This is a genomic window from Nocardia cyriacigeorgica NBRC 100375, from assembly GCF_000308555.1.
GTDB lineage: Bacteria > Actinomycetota > Actinomycetes > Mycobacteriales > Mycobacteriaceae > Nocardia > Nocardia cyriacigeorgica.
The window spans coordinates 1-17042 of sequence record NZ_BAFY01000194.1; the positions used below are offsets into that span (position 1 = coordinate 1).

20 protein-coding genes and 1 pseudogene are annotated in these 17042 nt (G+C 67.7%); 11 read left to right on the forward strand and 10 right to left on the reverse strand.

The annotated features are described in order from the left end of the window. Both RJ05_RS19430 and RJ05_RS19435 read left to right on the forward strand, forming a co-directional pair. Positions 1-231: pseudogene (locus tag RJ05_RS19430) on the forward strand (GNAT family N-acetyltransferase); the annotation flags it as partial. Further along, a complete protein-coding gene (locus RJ05_RS19435; protein WP_036539135.1) occupies positions 231-911 on the forward strand; it encodes an endonuclease V in 681 nt (226 codons plus the stop codon). The pseudogene RJ05_RS19430 and the gene RJ05_RS19435, both read left to right, overlap by 1 nt. Positions 912-1001: 90 nt before the next feature. Here RJ05_RS19435 and RJ05_RS19440 read toward each other — a convergent pair whose 3' ends face one another. Continuing rightward, on the reverse strand, positions 1002-1418 hold the full coding sequence (locus RJ05_RS19440) for a hypothetical protein (protein ID WP_036539136.1): 417 nt from the start codon (positions 1416-1418) through the stop codon (positions 1002-1004). A 76-nt stretch (positions 1419-1494) separates the two neighbouring features. Here RJ05_RS19440 and RJ05_RS19445 point away from each other — a divergent pair, with 76 nt between their 5' ends. Then, positions 1495-2439 carry a diacylglycerol/lipid kinase family protein gene (locus RJ05_RS19445; RefSeq protein WP_036539138.1) on the forward strand — a complete coding sequence of 315 codons (945 nt, stop codon included), beginning with the start codon at positions 1495-1497 and terminating at the stop codon, positions 2437-2439. Positions 2440-2689: 250 nt separating this feature from the next. Beyond that, a complete protein-coding gene (locus RJ05_RS19450; RefSeq protein WP_011211115.1) occupies positions 2690-2944 on the forward strand; it encodes a WhiB family transcriptional regulator in 255 nt (84 codons plus the stop codon). Between the two features lie 188 nt (positions 2945-3132). Here RJ05_RS19450 and RJ05_RS19455 read toward each other — a convergent pair whose 3' ends face one another. Continuing rightward, a complete protein-coding gene (locus RJ05_RS19455) occupies positions 3133-4647 on the reverse strand; it encodes a sensor histidine kinase (protein WP_014352519.1) in 1515 nt (504 codons plus the stop codon). Positions 4648-4678: 31 nt separating this feature from the next. Then, the gene (locus RJ05_RS19460) at positions 4679-4894 is read right to left on the reverse strand and encodes a biotin/lipoyl-binding carrier protein (RefSeq protein WP_014352520.1); all 216 of its coding nucleotides are present in this window, start codon (positions 4892-4894) and stop codon (positions 4679-4681) included. Between the two features lie 250 nt (positions 4895-5144). Between RJ05_RS19460 and RJ05_RS32910 the strand changes: the two genes are divergently transcribed. Further along, complete coding sequence (locus RJ05_RS32910) at positions 5145-5219, forward strand: 50S ribosomal protein bL37 (RefSeq protein ID WP_022597109.1); 75 nt, start codon at positions 5145-5147, stop codon at positions 5217-5219. 96 nt (positions 5220-5315) lie between these two features. Here the strand turns inward: RJ05_RS32910 and rsrA are convergent, their stop codons facing one another. Then, positions 5316-5615 (reverse strand): mycothiol system anti-sigma-R factor, encoded by a 300-nt coding sequence (gene rsrA / locus RJ05_RS19465; RefSeq protein WP_373365071.1) that lies wholly within the window; start codon positions 5613-5615, stop codon positions 5316-5318. Beyond that, entirely contained in the window at positions 5612-6265 is a 654-nt protein-coding gene (locus tag RJ05_RS19470) for a sigma-70 family RNA polymerase sigma factor (RefSeq protein ID WP_036539139.1), read from the reverse strand. Before RJ05_RS19470 ends, rsrA begins: the two co-directional genes overlap by 4 nt. A 368-nt stretch (positions 6266-6633) precedes the next feature. Between RJ05_RS19470 and ybaK the strand changes: the two genes are divergently transcribed. Both ybaK and RJ05_RS19480 read left to right on the forward strand, forming a co-directional pair. After that, a complete protein-coding gene (ybaK, locus tag RJ05_RS19475) occupies positions 6634-7128 on the forward strand; it encodes a Cys-tRNA(Pro) deacylase (protein ID WP_036539175.1) in 495 nt (164 codons plus the stop codon). A gap of 118 nt (positions 7129-7246) precedes the next feature. Continuing rightward, positions 7247-7549: a hypothetical protein gene (locus RJ05_RS19480; RefSeq protein WP_036539141.1), complete on the forward strand. Its 303-nt coding sequence runs from the start codon at positions 7247-7249 to the stop codon at positions 7547-7549. A gap of 190 nt (positions 7550-7739) precedes the next feature. Here RJ05_RS19480 and RJ05_RS19485 read toward each other — a convergent pair whose 3' ends face one another. Then, positions 7740-8534, reverse strand: coding sequence for an SOS response-associated peptidase (locus RJ05_RS19485; RefSeq protein ID WP_036539176.1), 795 nt, complete (start codon positions 8532-8534; stop codon positions 7740-7742). A gap of 145 nt (positions 8535-8679) precedes the next feature. Between RJ05_RS19485 and RJ05_RS19490 the strand changes: the two genes are divergently transcribed. The 4 genes from RJ05_RS19490 to rsgA all read left to right on the forward strand — a co-directional run bounded on the left by RJ05_RS19490 (position 8680) and on the right by rsgA (position 13360). After that, complete coding sequence (locus RJ05_RS19490) at positions 8680-9237, forward strand: hypothetical protein (protein ID WP_036539142.1); 558 nt, start codon at positions 8680-8682, stop codon at positions 9235-9237. Positions 9238-9511: 274 nt separating this feature from the next. Then, positions 9512-11014: an aldehyde dehydrogenase family protein gene (locus RJ05_RS19495; protein WP_036539143.1), complete on the forward strand. Its 1503-nt coding sequence runs from the start codon at positions 9512-9514 to the stop codon at positions 11012-11014. A gap of 61 nt (positions 11015-11075) precedes the next feature. Further along, a complete protein-coding gene (gene aroA / locus RJ05_RS19500; protein ID WP_036539144.1) occupies positions 11076-12362 on the forward strand; it encodes a 3-phosphoshikimate 1-carboxyvinyltransferase in 1287 nt (428 codons plus the stop codon). Further along, positions 12359-13360, forward strand: a complete 1002-nt coding sequence (gene rsgA, locus RJ05_RS19505) for a ribosome small subunit-dependent GTPase A (protein ID WP_085996240.1) — start codon at positions 12359-12361, stop codon at positions 13358-13360. Before aroA ends, rsgA begins: the two co-directional genes overlap by 4 nt. A 23-nt stretch (positions 13361-13383) precedes the next feature. Here rsgA and RJ05_RS32420 read toward each other — a convergent pair whose 3' ends face one another. From RJ05_RS32420 to secA, 4 genes are all read right to left on the reverse strand, one after another. Beyond that, positions 13384-13506 carry a hypothetical protein gene (locus tag RJ05_RS32420; protein ID WP_255220947.1) on the reverse strand — a complete coding sequence of 41 codons (123 nt, stop codon included), beginning with the start codon at positions 13504-13506 and terminating at the stop codon, positions 13384-13386. 15 nt (positions 13507-13521) lie between these two features. Beyond that, complete coding sequence (locus tag RJ05_RS19510; protein ID WP_036539147.1) at positions 13522-13791, reverse strand: type II toxin-antitoxin system RelE family toxin; 270 nt, start codon at positions 13789-13791, stop codon at positions 13522-13524. Then, a complete protein-coding gene (locus RJ05_RS19515; protein WP_036539148.1) occupies positions 13788-14066 on the reverse strand; it encodes a type II toxin-antitoxin system Phd/YefM family antitoxin in 279 nt (92 codons plus the stop codon). The genes RJ05_RS19510 and RJ05_RS19515 overlap by 4 nt, the downstream gene beginning before the upstream one ends. Positions 14067-14184: 118 nt before the next feature. Beyond that, positions 14185-17025 carry a preprotein translocase subunit SecA gene (gene secA, locus RJ05_RS19520; RefSeq protein ID WP_036539150.1) on the reverse strand — a complete coding sequence of 947 codons (2841 nt, stop codon included), beginning with the start codon at positions 17023-17025 and terminating at the stop codon, positions 14185-14187. Positions 17026-17042: the final 17 nt, after the last annotated feature.

A 17042-nucleotide genomic window follows, 5' to 3' on the forward strand; every position in this document is an offset into this window, starting at 1 on the left:
ATCTGTACGTCAAGCCGCAGGCGCGCGGCACCGGACTCGGCAAGGCGCTGAGTCGCGGCGCTGGCCGAGGAGGCCGTGCGCAACGGGTACAGCCGCGTGTCGTGGTCGGTGCTCACCTGGAACACCCCATCCATCGACTTCTACGAATCCCTCGGCGCGGACGTCCAGGACGACTGGGTGGGCTACCGGTTGTCCGGTGCGGCGCTGACGGCGCTGGCCGGGAGCCGCTGATGCGGCTGACTCGACCGGATCGGTGGCCGGCCTCGGCCGCCGAGGCGACGGCGATGCAGGACGAGCTGCGTCCGTTGGTGCGCGCCGAGAATCCGCGGCCACCGCGCTTTCGCACCATCGCCGGGCTCGACTCGGCCTATCACGACGACGGCACCGTCGCCGCCGCCATCGTCGTCGTGGACGCGGCGACCCTGGACACCGTCGACACCACCGTGGCCTATGGAACCGCCACGTTCCCCTACATCCCCGGGCTGCTGTCGTTCCGCGAGATGCCCACCACCGTCACCGCGCTCGAACAGCTGACCACCACGCCCGACCTGCTGGTCTGCGACGCGCAAGGCCTGGCCCATCCGCGCCGCTTCGGCTTCGCCTGCCATGTCGGCGTCGTCACCGGCGTGCCGACGATCGGGGTCGCCAAATCGGCATGGGGCGACTGTCCGGAGCCCGGACCCGAACGCGGCGCACAGGCCGACATCACCATCGACGGCGAGATCGTCGGCCGGGTGCTGCGGACCCGCACCGGAGTGAAGCCGGTGTTCGTCTCGGTCGGCCACCTCATCGACCTGGACACCGCCTGCGCGCAGGTGCTCGCCCTGACCTCGAAGTACCGGCTGCCGGAAACGACTCGCCGCGCCGATCAGCTGTGCCGTCGGGCACTGCAGAACGCGATCGCACACTGAGCTCATCGCGTCCGGATCGCCGGTGTGGTTCGCACCCCGCGCCTTCGCTCGGCCCGGCCGGCGGCGTGCGAGCCGGTTGGGCCCTACGCGTCAGTCCGGATCGATCCCGTACTCGCGCGCCATCCACCGACTGGTGGCCGGTGTGAACAACAACACCAGCGCACCGACCACCACCACACCCAGCAGGGCACCGTAGAACGGCTGATGGGAATCGGTCAGCAACGACCACACCACCGGCAACAGCAGCAGTTGCGCGATCACCGCGATGGCACGGCCCCAGCGGTGCCCGAGCAGCAGCCCGATACCCGCCGCCAGTACCGCACCGCCGAGGATCACGAACCACGCGGCCGTGCCGTAACCGCTGGCCTGGCTCTGATCGTGACCGAGCAGACCACGCACCACCAGCACGATCGCCACCGTCACCGCGACGGCGCCCTCCAAGGCCACCAGCCCACCGGCGCCACGCACCGTGCCCGGCACCGTTCCGACGTCATCTCGCTCAGCCACCCGACCAGGGTAGGTCGCGGGGTCGACGGCCGTGGCATCGGCCGAGCCGGTAACCCCGCTGAATTAAGGTGCGTAGGTGCGGACGTTGTTGATCGTGAATCCGAATGCCACCTCTACCACCGCGGCCACCAGGGATCTGCTGGCCCACGCGCTGGAGAGCCGGACGCAGTTGACCGTCGCCCATACCCAGCATCGAGGCCACGCCGCCGAGCTCGCCCAGTGGGCGGCGACCAATGAGATGGATCTCATCGTGGTGCACGGCGGCGACGGCACCGTCAACGAGACGATCAACGGCTTCCTGCCGCTGCCGCAGGTGGACGACGGCCAGGCGTGGCGGCCGCGGCTCGGCGTGATCCCCGGCGGCTCGGCCAACGTCTTCGCCCGCGCGCTCGGCCTCAAACCCGATCCGGTCGCGGCCACCAATCAGCTCATCGACCTGCTGTCGGTGAACGACGACCGACGCATCGGTCTCGGCATCGCCGACGATCGCTGGTTCTGCTTCAGCGCGGGCGTCGGCCTGGACGCCGACGTCTGCGAGGCCATCGACGCCAGCCGCGCGAACGGCAAAGCCGCCACGCCGGTGCGGTATCTGGCGACCACGGTGCGTCAGTTCTTCCGGGCCAAACGGCACAAGCCCGAGGCCACCGTCATCGTTCCCGGACACGACCCGGTCGAGGGCGTGCATTACGCATTCGTGACCAACACCAGTCCGTGGACCTATCTGAACGCCACCCCGGTGCGCACCAACCCCGGCACCGCCTTCGAATCCGGGCTCGGCGTGTTCGCGATGCGCTCCATGGCGTTGCTGCCGACGTTGCGGGTCGCCGGGCAACTTCTGGCACCGAACGGAAACCCGAAGTCACGCAAATTGTTTCGCGAAGACGACGTGGCGTCGGTGCGAATCGAGACCGATCAGCAGATCGGCCTGCAAATCGATGGCGACTTTATCGGCAAACGCAACGTGGTGGATTTCACCGCGGTCCCCGACGTGCTGGAAGTCGTCGCGCCGCGCCCGTCCTGAGACTCGCCGGAGTGAAAAACATCGCCGTTGTGCTGCGAAAACCCGGCGGAGCGAGTACAAAGGACCGGGCAGGCTCCCCATGCGGGACCTTCAGAGCGTGAGCTTCCCCACGGTGCACCGGATACCTATTGACATCTACGGTGTTCGTGAAAGCATTCACAAGCAACCGTGCGGAAACATTCAGGTCGCACAAGTGAACGATCCACAAACCATCGGCGCCATTTGTGGCGCCCAGTAAAGGAGCAGAGGAATGGACTGGCGCCACAAGGCCATCTGTCGCGACGAGGACCCCGAACTGTTCTTCCCGGTGGGTAACAGTGGTCCGGCGCTCGCGCAGATTGCCGATGCCAAGCTGGTCTGCGCTCGTTGCCCGGTAACCGCCGACTGCCTGTCGTGGGCCCTGAAGTCCGGACAGGATGCCGGTGTGTGGGGAGGCATGAGCGAAGACGAGCGTCGGGCGCTCAAACGCCGCAACGCGCGCACCCGCACCCGCACGGTCGTCTGACCCTCGGTCAGACGAGCGATTCGGGCCCCAGCCCGGACCCGAATCGCATTCGGCCCGGCACCCAAGAGGTGCCGGGCTTGTTGTTTGTCGGGCTCTGTTTATTTTGCGGCGAACTTTGGGGCTCGGTCTCGCTTCGCTCGAAAATTGGGTTGACCAGTCGCTGACCTTGGGTTCCGCGGGTCGATAGTTCAGCGTCCCGAACGCCGCCCCAGTGGAACCCGCAGCACCGCGTCCGTGCCGATGTCGGCACCGGGATGCAGGCCGATGGAACCGCCGAGCTCGGCCGTGACCAGCGTCCGGACGATCTGCAGGCCGAGCCGGTCGGAGGATTCCAGACTGAAACCGGGCGGCAGGCCGCGACCGTCGTCGCTGATGATGACGTCGAGCCAGCGGGCCGAACGCTCCGATCGAATCGTCACGGTACCGTTCTCGCCGGCATCGAAGGCGTGCTCGATGGCGTTCTGCACCAGCTCGGTCAGCACCATCACCAGCGGTGTCGCCCGCTCGGCGGAGAACACGCCGAGCGAACCGGCCCGTCGCACCTTGATCCGTGCGGTGTGCACGGTCGCGACGTCGGCCATGATCGGCAGCAAACGGTCCACCACTTCGTCGAGGTCGACCTCTTCGTCCACCGACATCGACAGCATCTCGTGCACCGAGGCGATGGAGGTGACTCGGCGGACCGATTCGGTCAGCGCGACCTGCGCCTCTTCGTTCTCGGTGCGGCGGGCCTGCAACCGCAGCAGCGCGGCCACGGTTTGCAGATTGTTCTTCACCCGGTGATGGATCTCCCGGATCGTGGCGTCCTTGCTCAGTAGCGCGCGGTCGCGGCGCTTGACCTCGGTGACGTCGCGCACCAGCACCGCCGCACCGGCCAACTCACCGTGCGGGCGCAGCACCAGGGTGCGCAACAGCACTGTCGCACCCCTGGCCTCGACCTCCATCCGGCGCCCGGTGCGTCCGGCCAGCGCGGCCTGGATATCGCCGACCACTTCCTGGGCGTCGAACGGGTCGGTGATCAGCGAACGCGTGGTGACAGCCAGATCCTGCCCGGCCAGATCGGCTTGCAGGCCCATCCGGTGATAGGCGGAAAGGGCATTGGGACTGGCGTAGGTGACGATGCCCTCGGTGTCGAGCCGGATGAAACCGTCGCCCGCGCGCGGGCTGGAATGGGTGGCGGCACGATCCTCGGTGGTCGGGAAGGTGCCGTCGGCGATCATCTGGCACAGGTCGTCGGCGCAGGCCACATAGGCGATCTCCAGGGTGCTGCGCACCTTGGACCGTTGCAGGTCGGTGTCGCGGCTCAATACCGCGATCACATCGTCGCCGCAGCGCACCGGGATGGCTTCGCGGATGGCGTCCACCGGATACGGGTGGTAGACGCCCTTGGCGTCGGCCTCACCGTCGGTGCGCACGATCCGGCCGGTGGTCAGGGCCTCGAACACCTGCGGATGTTCCGTCCGCAGCGCCTGGGTCCCGACGAGATCCTCGTAATGCACGGTGGGCGCGGTGGTGGGCCTGCACTGCGCCACACACACGATGTCGGCGCCGTCGGTGACGGGCCCCGCACCCACCCACAGCAGCAGATCGGCGAAGGACAGATCCGCGAGCAACTGCCAATCCCCCACTACCCGTTGCAGATGGTCCACCGCGACGCCGGGTAGATCGGTGTGTTCGGCCAGCAGTTCGCTCAGTGTCGCCATGATCGATCAGTCGCTCGGTTCCGCTCGGCGCTCAGGAGATGACGGCGATCAGATCGCCCTGCTGTAGCACCTGACCGGGGGTGACCGCGATCGAGGTGACCTCGCCGCCGACCTCGGTGATCACCGGAATCTCCATCTTCATCGACTCGAGCAGCACCAGAGTCTGGTCATGGGTCACCCGGTCACCGACCGCGACCTCCACCGTCAGCACGGTCGAGACCATCTCCGCACGCACTTCCTCAGCCATGACACCCCGTTCGCCTCTGTTCTATGGGTCACCGCCATGGGCGGTGAGGTCCCGCTGACGATATAGCCAATCACACTCCCGGCCACGGCCTTCGCCGAGGAATCCCCCGGCGGCCGCCGCGGGGGTGTGCGGTAGATTGACACGGGCCCCGCACCGGCGGGGAGGATTCGTCTTTCCCCGCGCACGCGGGAGGACTGTCCCAATTGTCGACGAGTTCCCCGCGCAGGCGGGGGTGATCCGGGAGCTACCGATGGGTAAACGTGGCCGTAAGAAGCGCAGCCGCAAGGGCAACGCCGCCAACCATGGCAAGCGTCCGAACGCCTGACGCGCGTTCGCTCGGTCTTCGACCGAAAAACGAGCGGCACGTCACTTCCTGACGGAAGGACGTGCCGCTCGTTCGTTTTCCGGGTGCCGGACTCCCTCAGGACTCCGCCGGCTCGATGCGGGTGGTCTCCTGGCGCATCGTCACCGACCGCCGGATCTCCACGGTCAACCTGTCGCGCAGCGAATCCGGCGCCCGGTCGCCGCCACATTTGCGGCTCAGCAGGCCCTTGAGCTTCTCCTCGATGCCGTAGGCCTCGATGCACGGCGCGCAGTGATCCATATGGTGCTGTAGCCGCGCACGGGTCGAGTCGTCGCATTCACCGTCGAGCATCAGCCACACATCGGCGAGTACCGCCGTGCAGTCGAGCTCCATGTCGGGATCGTGCTCGGCGCTCACTGCTTGACCTCCTGGCGCACCGTGTCCGCGGTGGACGCGGACGTTACGTCTGACGTGCCCCCGGCGCGGTTGAATCCACGTTCGCGCGCCACGTCGGCGAGCAAACCCTTCAATTGCTTACGGCCGCGATGCAGCCGGGACATCACCGTACCGATTGGAGTGCCCATGATGTCGGCGATCTCCTTGTACGGGAAGCCTTCGACATCGGCGTAGTACACCGCCATCCGGAATTCCTCCGGCAGCTCCTGCAACGCGGCCTTGATGTCATCGTCGGGCAGCGCGTCCAGCGCCTCCACCTCGGCCGAACGCAGACCGGTCGAGGTGTGCTCGGCGGTCGCGGCCAGCTGCCAGTCGGTGATCTCGTCGGTCGGGTACTGCGCGGGCTGACGCTGCTTCTTGCGATAGGAGTTGATGTAGGTGTTGGTCAGGATCCGATACAGCCAGGCACGCAGGTTGGTGCCCTCTTTGAAGGACTTGAAGCCCTGGTAGGCCTTGACGTAGGTCTCCTGAACCAGGTCCTCGGCATCGGCCGGGTTCCTGGTCATACGCAGCGCGGCGCCGTAGAGCTGGTCGAGCAGCGGGAGCGCGTCGCGCTCGAACCGCTGAGCCAGCGCGGTCGGATCCTCCGCCACGTCTTCGTCGCTCGTCACAGGTGTCCCTTCGATCGGCGTCCCCGCCAAATCTACCGGCACCACTGTTGCCGCCGGGAACCGAGCTTGCGGGACCTCGGTCCACACCGGGCGTTCTTCGACCAGAACGGGCAAAGCTCCTCCTTCATGGACTGCGCCGGACCAGCGCGGCGGCGGAATGCGAGCCGTCACGCACTCCTGCGGGGATCACGCGCGATCGCTGTACCGATGCAACAGAGGAACCCCGCGCCGTGTTCCCGAACCCGCATCGAGCGGTCGCCGTCGACGCCGTATCCGGTAGCGGCACCGGTTCGTCGCGGCGGGCCGCGAACGGTGCGGGCGCGCCTCGGCCGCGAAATCGGCTCGACAGCGGCTTTAGGGTGACCGATATGGCAGGAGCTTCCACCCCCGCGATCCGCACCCTGGTGCGCGCCGCGGCCGAGCATCGGGTGCACGCCTACACCCATGACCCACGCACCGATTCCTATGGCACCGAGGCGGTCGACGCCCTCGCGGCCGAGCTGGGCCTCGATCCAGCCCAGATCTTCAAGACACTGGTGCTGGAGCTGTCGACCGGGTCGCTGGCGGTCGCGGTGCTGCCGGTGCCGCAGAGCCTGTCGCTGAAGGCGGCCGCCGCGGCACTCGGCGCGCCCAAGGCCGCCATGGCCGACCGGGGGAAGGCCGAGCGCAGTACCGGCTATGTGCTCGGCGGGATCTCGCCGCTGGGCCAGCGCAAGACGTTGCCGACCGTCGTCGACGCCTCGGCGAAGCGCTGGGAACGTGTTCTGTGCAGCGCGGGCCGGCGCGGTCTCGAGATCGAGCTGGCACCGGCCGACCTGATCCGGCTGACCGATGCGGTCGTCGCGCCGGTGGCGGCGAGCTGAAACTCGGTGTCGTCAGGCAGGAAACGCGAGGCGCCACGCCGGTAAACCTCGCCTCGGGCGGTTCGGTGTGCGTCAATTGAAGCGCCAAGTTTCCGACCGATCCGAGGATGTGATGCGAATGTCCCCGCGCCAACGTCTGCGCACCACGATCGTCGCCCTGTCCGGGGCGTTGATCCTGGCCGCGGGCCCCGCGGTGCTGTCGGCCCCGGCCGCGGTCGCCGCGCCGCAGGGTGGCCAGCCCTCCTACCCGTTCGACGGTGGGGAAGACGGCGGCACCGCCCACGAGCCGAAGAAGGACGAGCGCGCCCAGCGCGCCGAGGAATTCGGCGGCGGGCTCGCCAGCGAGGTCATCGATCTGGCCGCGAACATCCTCAAATGCGGTTTGAACGTCGTGACGCCGACGGTGGGGTGCTCGATCTGAGCTGAACTCCCCGGGCTCGGGCGGGCGTCTCGGTGACTTCCGAGGCGCCCGCGCTGTTCGGTGAACCCGCATCGTTCACTCGGCGACAGAACCCAGAGCTGCGCGTGCCGCCACGCACGGCGACGACGGCCCGATGACCTGCCTCCGCCGGTGCGCGATCACCCGCTTTCCCGGCACGCGCCGACGGCCCTCACAGCAAGCTGATCTGCTCCGAGGGTTCCTCCGCCGGCTCCAACAGTTCCGGGCCGTTGTTGCGCACGCTGTTGACCAGCGGCGACACCGGCCGCGCGGTGATACCGGCGACCAGCTCCGGCGTCGGTGGCTCCAGCAGGTCGGCGGGCGCGGGATGATCCGGGTCCAGCCAGGCGTCCCAGTGTTCGCGCGGCATCGGCAGCGGCATCCGGTCGTGGATACGGGTGAGATCGCCGACGGCGTCGGTGGTCAGGATGGTGCACGACAGCAGCGGCTCGGCCTCGGGCAGGCTGCGGTCGCGCCACACCGACCACAACCCCGCCATGTACAGCCGCGAACCATCGGCGGCCGACATGAAGTAGGGATGCTTGACGACCTTGCTCTTGGCGCCGGACGGATCCGGCTGCACCAGCCACTCGTACCAGCCGTCCATCGGCACCAGGCACCGCCGATACTTCACCGCGTCCCGGAACGACGGGGTGGTGGCGGCCTTGTCGGCGCGCGCGTTGAACAGGGGTTTGCCCTTCACCGGCACGCCCGGCTCGGCCGCTTTGGTCCAATGCGGGATCAGCCCCCACCGCATCCGGCGGATCCGCAGGCGCGGGTCGTCGTCGGGGTGGTCGTGGTCGTGGCGTTCGACCACGGTGAGCACCTGGGTCGTCGGGGCGACGTTGTAATTCGCGCCGCCGCGATCGGAGTCCGCCGAGCCGGGTTCGGCACCGGTCTCATCGATCGCGTCGAGTTCGACCGCGAGCCGGCCGGGATCGGTCGTCGTCGCATAGCGTCCGCACATATCCCGATACTGCCACCGGACACCGACACCGGCGGTGAACTTCGCGCCGCGCAGCCGGTTCACCCCGGCGGGCCGCTGGGCAAATCCGCCCGCGACCTGCGGATCGCTGCTAGCGTGAGCGGAATCTGACGAAGAGGAGAGATCCATGCTTCGATCCAGTTTCTTCCGTATCGGCATCGCCAGAATCTGCGCGGCCGTCGCGCTCGGCGTCCTCACCGCCACCGCATTGCCCGCCGTCGCCGCCGCACAGGAGCCGCGACCACCGGTCGACCTGAACACCTCGGTGTCGGGTTCCACCATCGACTACACCATCGACAATGTCCCCAACCGGCGCGACACGTTCCCGGTCATCCGCGGCGAATGCACCACCGCCGTGGTGAACGTCCTCGTCGCCGCACCCATCCTCGCGCCCGCCGCCATCGACACCCTCAGCGGACGTGAGCCGGATGTATTCGCGCTGTTGCAACGCCTGATCGCCGAGGGCGCGCTCACCGCCGGACCTCGGATCCAGCTCGCGTCCTCGACCGGGCAGATCAGCGGATCGTTCACCGACATCCCGCGCGGGGTCTATGTGGTGGGCACGATCTGCAACATCAATCCGCTCGGCGGGGAATTCGATCCGAATCTGTTCGATTTCTCGCCCTCGGTGGTCGTCGACATGCGCTCGGGTTCATCGGCTCCGGTGCCCGCGCCCGTGCCGTGAACGCTCGAATCCCGCTGTGGGGAACGGACTTCCATCAAGGGAATGCCCGCCGATGCCGGGACCGAGGCGCAGAAGGCGCGCATACTGACGGGGATGACGCCGGCGAGGGCCGACTCGATCGACCCGAACTGGTGACACCCTGAGAGTAATGTCATAACATTCTCTCAACGAGTCGGAGGGTTTCCTCCGGCCCGCTCGGCATGCGCCCGACAAGCCACGCCACCACCCAGCGCGCCCAGGCGGACCGTCCGGGCGCCCGGCATGAGGAGCCCCTGTGACAACGACCGACGCCGCCCCCGCGGAAAAGGTGCTCACCTCGGTCGACCCCGCCTCCGGCGCGACCCTGGCCACCTACCCGATCGCCGACGACGACGCCGTGCGCGCCGCCGTCGCCACCGCCCGCAAGGCCGCAGAGACCTGGGCCGCGCTCGATTTCGACGAGCGCCGCAAAGCGCTGCTGCGCTGGTCGAGCCGGCTGGTCGCCGATTCCGATGAGTTCTGCGCGCTGATCCATGCCGAGAACGGCAAACCGCTCGACGACGCCTTCCTCGAGCTGATGCTCGCCCTCGAACACATCGCCTGGGCGGCCAAGCACGCCAAGAAGGTGCTTGCGCCCAAGAAGATCTCCCCCGGCGCGCTGATGTCGAACTTCTCGGCCCGGCTCGAGCAGCGCCCGCTGGGCGTGGTCGGCGTGATCGGCCCGTGGAACTACCCCGTCTACACCCCCAACGGATCCATCGCCTACGCGCTCGCCGCCGGCAACACCGTGGTGTTCAAGCCCAGCGAATACTCCACCGGCATCGGCAATTTCCTCGCCGAGGCGTTCACCAAGGCCAATCCGGACCTGCCGAAAGGCGTGTTCGCCACGGTCAACGGCTACGGCGCGACCGGCGCGGCACTGGTGCGGGCAGGCGTGGACAAGATCGCGTTCACCGGCTCGCCCGGCACCGGCCGCAAGATCATGGCCGCCGCGGCCGAGTCGCTCACCCCGGTGCTGCTCGAATGCGGCGGCAAGGACGCGGTGATCGTGGCCCCGGACGCGGATGTGAAGGCCGCGGCCGACGCCGTGGCCTGGGGCGCCACCTCCAACAGCGGCCAGACCTGCGCGGGCGTCGAACGCGTCTATGTGCACCGCTCGGTGCGCGAGGAATTCGTGGCCGAGGTGCGCCGCATCCTCACCGATGTCAAGCCCGGCGCCGAGGCGGGCGCCAACTACGGCCCGATGACGATGCCGAGCCAGGTGGATATCGTGCGCCGCCACATCGACGACGCCATCGCCAAGGGCGCCACCGCCGTGGTCGGCGGACCGGAATCGGTTAAGGCGCCGTTCATCGAGCCGGTCGTGCTGCTGGACGCCCCCGAGGATTCGGCGGCGGTCAAGGAGGAGACCTTCGGTCCGACCATGACCATCCGCACCGTCGACAGCGTCGATGAGGCGATCGAGCTGGCCAACGACTCCAGCTACAGCCTCGGCTCTGCGGTGTACTCGCGCAAGCAAGGGCTCGAGATCGCCCGCCGGCTGCGCGCCGGGGCCACCTCGGTGAATTCGGTGCTCGGCTTCGCCGCCATTCCGGGGCTGCCCTTCGGCGGCAGCGGCGATTCCGGCATCGGCCGCATCCATGGCGAGCAGGGTCTGCGCGAGTTCGTCAGCCCCCATTCGATCGCGATCCAGCGGTTCAGCATCCCGGGCATGGCGCTGCTCAGCTACTCGCGCACCCAGTCGACCATGAAACTTCTGCGTCGCCTGGTGCCGGTGTTGCACGGGAGGCACAAGTAACAGATCGGGCGGATTCCACGCCGCCCGTGTATCCGCGCCGCACATAAGCGAAGATGGACTGGTGAATTTCTGGCCAGCGCCCCATGTCGACGCCCCCGTGCACGCGACCGTGACCCTGCCCGGATCGAAATCGATCACCAATAGAGCACTGATCCTGGCCGCGCTCGCCGAGGGTCCCTCGACGATCACCGGCGCGCTGCGCAGCCGCGACACCAACTTGATGATCGAGGCGCTGCGTGGTCTCGGCGTGCGGATCGACGGGGACGCCGAAACCCTCACCGTCACCCCGGGCGACCTGCGTGGCGGCGCCGTCGATTGCGGGCTGGCGGGCACGGTGATGCGGTTCCTGCCGCCGCTGGCCACTCTCGCCACCGGCGCGGTGGCCTTCGACGGGGACGCGCAGGCCAGGGTCCGCCCGCTGCGCACCATCCTGGACGCGCTGCGTGGGCTCGGTGCGCGGATCGAGGGCGACGCACTGCCGTTCACCGTGCACGGCACCGGATCGCTGCGCGGTGGGGCGGTCACCATCGACGCGTCGGGTTCCTCGCAGTTCGTCTCCGGCCTGCTGCTGTCGGCGGCCTGCTTCGACGAGGGGATCACCGTTCACCACGACGGCAAGGCGCTGCCGTCGATGCCGCATATCGAGATGACGGTGGAGATGCTGCGCCGCGCCGACGTCGAGGTCCAGGCGCCTGCCGACAGCCGCAAGGAGCAGACCTGGACGGTCACGCCGGGCGCCATCGCCGCGGTGGACTGGGATGTGGAGCCGGACCTGTCCAACGCGACGCCGTTCCTGGCCGCGGCGGCGGTCACCGGCGGCAGCGTCAGCATCCCGCACTGGCCGCGGCTGACCACCCAACCCGGTGACGTCATTCGCGAGATCCTGGTGCGGATGGGCGCCGAGGCGCGCATCTTCGACGGTGTGCTGACCGTCAGCGGGCCGGATCGGCTCGCAGGCATCGATATCGACCTGCACGACGTCGGTGAACTCACCCCCACCGTCGCCGCGCTGGCGGCCCTCGCCGATTCGCCGTCCTACCTGCGCGGGATCGCTCATCTGCGCGGCCACGAGACCGACCGCCTGGCCGCGCTGTCGACCGAGATCAACCGGCTCGGCGGCAATGTCATCGAGACCGAGGACGGGCTCGAGATCGTCCCGGCGCCGCTCACCGGCGGCCAATGGCATTCCTACGCCGACCACCGGATGGCCACCGCCGGCGCCATTCTCGGCCTCAGCGTCCCTGGGATCGAGATCGAAGACATCGGCACCACCGCGAAAACGCTGCCGAATTTCGTGGCGCTGTGGGAGCAGATGCTCGATCCCGCCGATCAGGGAGCGGTGCGCTGAGCCGGCGCGGCCGCTCCCTCGCCGGCTACGACGAATCCGATGTGCGGGTACGTCCCGGCAAGAGCTCGCGTCCGCGAACCAAGACCCGCCCGCAGCACAACGACGCCGAAGCCGCCATGGTGGTGTCGGTGGATCGCGGCCGGTGGGGGTGTGTGCTCGACGGCGACCCGGATCGCCTGATCGTCGCCATGCGGGCGCGTGAACTCGGCCGCACCCCGATCGTCGTCGGCGATCAGGTCGACGTCGTCGGGGATCTGTCCGGCAAACCCGACACGCTGGCCCGGATCGTGCGCGTGGCCGAACGGCGAACGGTGTTGCGCCGCACCGCCGATGACACCGATCCGTTCGAACGGGTGGTGGTGGCCAATGCCGAACGCCTGTTCATCGTCGTCGCGCTGGCCGATCCGCCGCCGCGCACCGGTTTCGTCGAACGCGCCATGGTCGCCGCGTATGCCGGTGGCCTGCAACCGATCCTGTGCCTGACCAAACACGATCTGGCCGCGGATTCCGAGTTCGCCGCCCTCTTCGACGATCTCGACCTGACCATCGTCTACGGCGGCGTCGACGACCCCATCGAGCCGGTGCTCGACTTGCTCACCGGCCACCTCACCGCCTTCATCGGCCACTCCGGCGTCGGCAAGTCCACTCTCGTCAATCGGCTGGTACCCGATGCCGACCGAGCTGTCGGCGAGGTCTCCGGCGTCGGCAAGGGCAAACACACCTCCACCCAATCGGTAGCCCTGCCACTACCCAGCGGCGGCTGGGTCATCGACACCCCCGGCGTGCGCTCCTTCGGCCTGGCCCACATCACCCCCGACGACGTCATCGCCGCCTTCACCGACCTCGCCGACGCCATCGAGGACTGCCCCCGAGGATGCACCCATCTCGGCCCACCCGCCGACCCGGAATGCGCCCTGGACCAGCTGCCCGGCAAGGAACGCCGAGTGGCGGCGATCCGTCAGCTGCTGACGGCGTTGAATTCCAACGACCCCTGGTAGCCGGGCGTGGCACTGTCTACGGGTCACGGCAGGTACGCGGCCAGCTCCTCACTGACGACGGCCGCCTGCCCGCACGACTCGCCGACCGCCGGTTTCCCACCGTGCAGGCGCAGCGAGAACATGACGCTGCCGCCGGGCACAACCACTGGAGCATGCCGCGCTCACAGGGATCGGTATATCTCCCTGCGGTGACCGGCGTGAACCACGAGAATGACGAGACGACCGTCATCGACTCGATAGACAGCCCGGTAGTTGCCGTAGCGGATCCGGTACAGCCCGGCATAACCCGTCAGGGGCTTCACCGCATGGTTAATCGCGTAAGGATCATCGCCGAGTGTCGTCAGCGCGTTGAGCAGCCCAATCGCATCCGCCTGCGGGATCGCCCGCAAACTCCGCCGGGCCGCCGGGCGGAACTCGAAGGCATATTTCATGCCGCGCCGGACTTCGGTTCCTGCAGAACCTCGGAATACATCTCAGTGAGACTGACACCGGGCGCGTCCCCGTCTTCGGCCATGGCCTCGACAGCCATCCGACCAAGCTGCTCGTCTTCCCACTCTTCGAGCTTGTCCAGCATGAACTTCGGAATGAAGGCGCCGACCTCCACCCCGCCGCGGGTGACGACGGTGACTTTGCCGTCCTCAACAGCCGCGTCGACAACCTTGGCGAGGCCTGCCCGGAACTCTCGAATCGTTAGTGAGTCCTCCATACGACAAGTGTACACACATTTGTGTACACAGCGACATATTTCAGGCATGCTGTCAGCACACTGCCCAGCATGACGAAGGCGCCCACGCATTTCCGTGGGCGCCTTCGCTATTGCTCACTCAGTGCTTGCGACGTGTCTTCGGCGCTCGCTTGCCCTTGGCCTGGGCGCGGGCGGCTTCGCGGCGCTCGCGGCGGGTGCCGTGCGAATCGTCGCCGTCGCCGTATTCCTCCGAGGCGCTGTGCACGGCGGCGTGGCCGCCTTCGTCGGGGCCGGAGTAGCTCAGGCCGCGAGGGCCGGAGGTGTCGATACCCTTGGCGCGCAGCGCGGCGGGGGCGCCGTTGGCAGCGGGGTGAGCAGGAGCCGCGGGCACCGGTGCCGGTGCGCCGGCGCCGACCGGGGAACGCAGACCCGGCTGGACCGCCACACCTTCCGGCTGCGGCTGCTGCACCTCGACCTGGAGGTTGAACAGGTAGCCGACCGACTCCTCCTTCAGGCCGTCGAGCATCGCGGTGAACATGTCGAAGCCCTCACGCTGGTATTCGACCAGCGGGTCGCGCTGGGCCATCGCGCGCAGGCCGATGCCCTCCTTGAGGTAGTCCATCTCGTAGAGATGTTCGCGCCACTTGTGGTCGAGCACCTGCAACAACACCTGGCGTTCGAGGGTGCGCATGCTGCCCTCGCCGGCCAGGCCGTCGATCTCGGCCTCGCGCTTGGCGTAGGCGTCGTGCGCGTCCTGCAGCAGCGCCTCGAGTAGCTCCTCGCGGGTGAGTTCGCCGGCCTCGCCGATGCCGGTCTCGCCGACCAGCTCCTTGTAGTCCAGGCCGACCGGGTACAACATCTTCAGTGCGGTCCAGAGCTTTTCCAGATCCCAGTCCTCGACATAGCCCTCGGCGGTGGCGCCGTCGACGTAGGCGGTGATCACGTCGGTGATCATCTCCTGGACCTGGCCCTCCATGTCCTCACCGCGCAGGATCCGGTTGCGCTCGCCGTAGATGACGGTGCGCTGCTGGTTCATCACCTCGTCGTATTTGAGGACGTTCTTGCGGATCTCGAAGTTCTGCTGCTCGACCTGGGTCTGTGCGCTCTTGATGGCCTTGGAGACCATCTTCGCCTCGATCGGCACGTCATCGGGCAGGTTCAGCCTGGTCATGATGGCTTCGAGCGCGGCACCGTTGAAGCGGCGCATGAGCTCGTCGCCGAGCGACAGGTAGAACCGCGACTCACCCGGGTCGCCCTGACGGCCGGCGCGACCACGCAGCTGGTTGTCGATACGACGCGACTCGTGCCGCTCGGTGCCGAGCACGTACAGCCCGCCCGCCTCGCGCACCCTGTCGGCGTCTTCGGCGGTCTGCGCCTTGACCTGTTCGAGGGTCGGCAGCCACGCGGCCTCGTACTCCTCGGGGGTGTTCACCGGGTCCAGGCCCTGCTTGCGCAGCATGATGTCGGTGATGATGTCGGGGTTGCCGCCGAGCACGACGTCGGTACCACGACCGGCCATGTTGGTCGCCACCGTGACCGCGCCGGGGCGGCCGGCCTCGGCGATGATCTCGGCTTCCTTCTCGTGGAACTTCGCGTTCAGCACGTTGTGCGCGATACCGCGCTTGGTGAACTGCTTGGACAGGTACTCCGAGCGTTCGACGCTGGTGGTACCGATCAGCACCGGCTGGCCCTTTTCGTGCCGCTCGACGACATCGTCGACCACGGCGGCGAACTTGGATTCCTCGGTCTTGTAGATGAGGTCGGCCTGGTCGGCGCGGATCATCGGCTTGTTGGTGGGAATCGGGATGACGCCGAGGTTGTAGATCTGGTGCAGCTCGGCCGCCTCGGTCTCGGCGGTACCGGTCATGCCCGAGAGCTTCTCGTAGAGGCGGAAGTAGTTCTGCAGCGTGATGGTGGCCAGCGTCTGGTTCTCCGGCTGGATCTCGACGCCTTCCTTGGCCTCGATCGCCTGGTGCATGCCCTCGTTGTAGCGGCGACCGACCAGGATGCGGCCGGTGAACTCGTCGACGATGATCACTTCGCCGTCGCGGACGATGTAGTCCTTGTCGCGCTGGTAGAGCTCCTTGGCCTTGATGGCGTTGTTCAGGTAGCTCACCAACGGCGAGTTGGCGGCCTCGTAGAGGTTGTCGATGCCGAGCTGATCTTCGACGAATTCGACACCGGCCTCGTGCACGCCGATGGTGCGCTTCTTGATGTCGACCTCGTAGTGCAGGTCCTTCTTCAGCAGCGGCGCGATCCGCGCGAATTCGGCGTACCACTTCGAGGAGGCGTCGGCCGGACCGGAGATGATCAGCGGGGTGCGGGCCTCGTCGATGAGGATGGAGTCGACCTCGTCGACCACGGCGAAGTTGTGCCCGCGCTGGACCAGATCCTCCAGCGAATGGGTCATGTTGTCGCGCAGGTAGTCGAAGCCGAACTCGTTGTTGGTGCCGTAGGTGATGTCGGCGTTGTAGGCCAGGCGCCGCTGCGCGGGCGTCATGCCGGACAGGATCGAGCCGACCTCGAGCCCGAGGAAACGGTGCACGCGGCCCATCCACTCGGAGTCACGCTTGGCGAGGTAGTCGTTGGTGGTGACGATGTGCACGCCGTCGCCGCTGATGGCGTTGAGGTAGGCGGGCAGCACCGAGGTCAGGGTCTTGCCCTCACCGGTCTTCATCTCGGCGATATTGCCCAGGTGCAACGCGGCGCCACCCATGATCTGCACCTTGTAGTGCTTCTGGTTCAGCACCCGCCACGATGCTTCGCGGGCCACCGCGAACGCTTCCAGCAGCAGGTCGTCGAGGGTTTCGCCGTCGGCGTAGCGCTGCTTGAACTCGTCGGTTTTGGCGCGCAGCTCGTCGTCGGTGAAGTCTTCGTAGTCGGACTCGAGTGCGAGAACCTCGTCGGCGAGATGGGACAGCCGCTTGACCATGCGACCCTCACCAATCCGTAGCAACCTCGTCAGTGTCAGCGCAGGCACGGGTCTCGTCAGTCCTC

Coding starts and splice junctions, on each gene's coding strand:
- ybaK (WP_036539175.1), top strand. CDS start 6,634: ATGGCAGGAGCTTCCACCCCCGCGATCCGCACCCTGGTGCGCGCCGCG.
- RJ05_RS19435 (WP_036539135.1), top strand. CDS start 231: ATGCGGCTGACTCGACCGGATCGGTGGCCGGCCTCGGCCGCCGAGGCG.
- RJ05_RS19515 (WP_036539148.1), bottom strand. CDS start 14,066: ATGGAGGACTCACTAACGATTCGAGAGTTCCGGGCAGGCCTCGCCAAG.
- RJ05_RS19460 (WP_014352520.1), bottom strand. CDS start 4,894: ATGGCTGAGGAAGTGCGTGCGGAGATGGTCTCGACCGTGCTGACGGTG.
- RJ05_RS19455 (WP_014352519.1), bottom strand. CDS start 4,647: ATGGCGACACTGAGCGAACTGCTGGCCGAACACACCGATCTACCCGGC.
- RJ05_RS19510 (WP_036539147.1), bottom strand. CDS start 13,791: ATGAAATATGCCTTCGAGTTCCGCCCGGCGGCCCGGCGGAGTTTGCGG.
- RJ05_RS19485 (WP_036539176.1), bottom strand. CDS start 8,534: ATGTGCGGACGCTATGCGACGACGACCGATCCCGGCCGGCTCGCGGTC.
- RJ05_RS19480 (WP_036539141.1), top strand. CDS start 7,247: ATGTCCCCGCGCCAACGTCTGCGCACCACGATCGTCGCCCTGTCCGGG.
- RJ05_RS19450 (WP_011211115.1), top strand. CDS start 2,690: ATGGACTGGCGCCACAAGGCCATCTGTCGCGACGAGGACCCCGAACTG.
- RJ05_RS19490 (WP_036539142.1), top strand. CDS start 8,680: ATGCTTCGATCCAGTTTCTTCCGTATCGGCATCGCCAGAATCTGCGCG.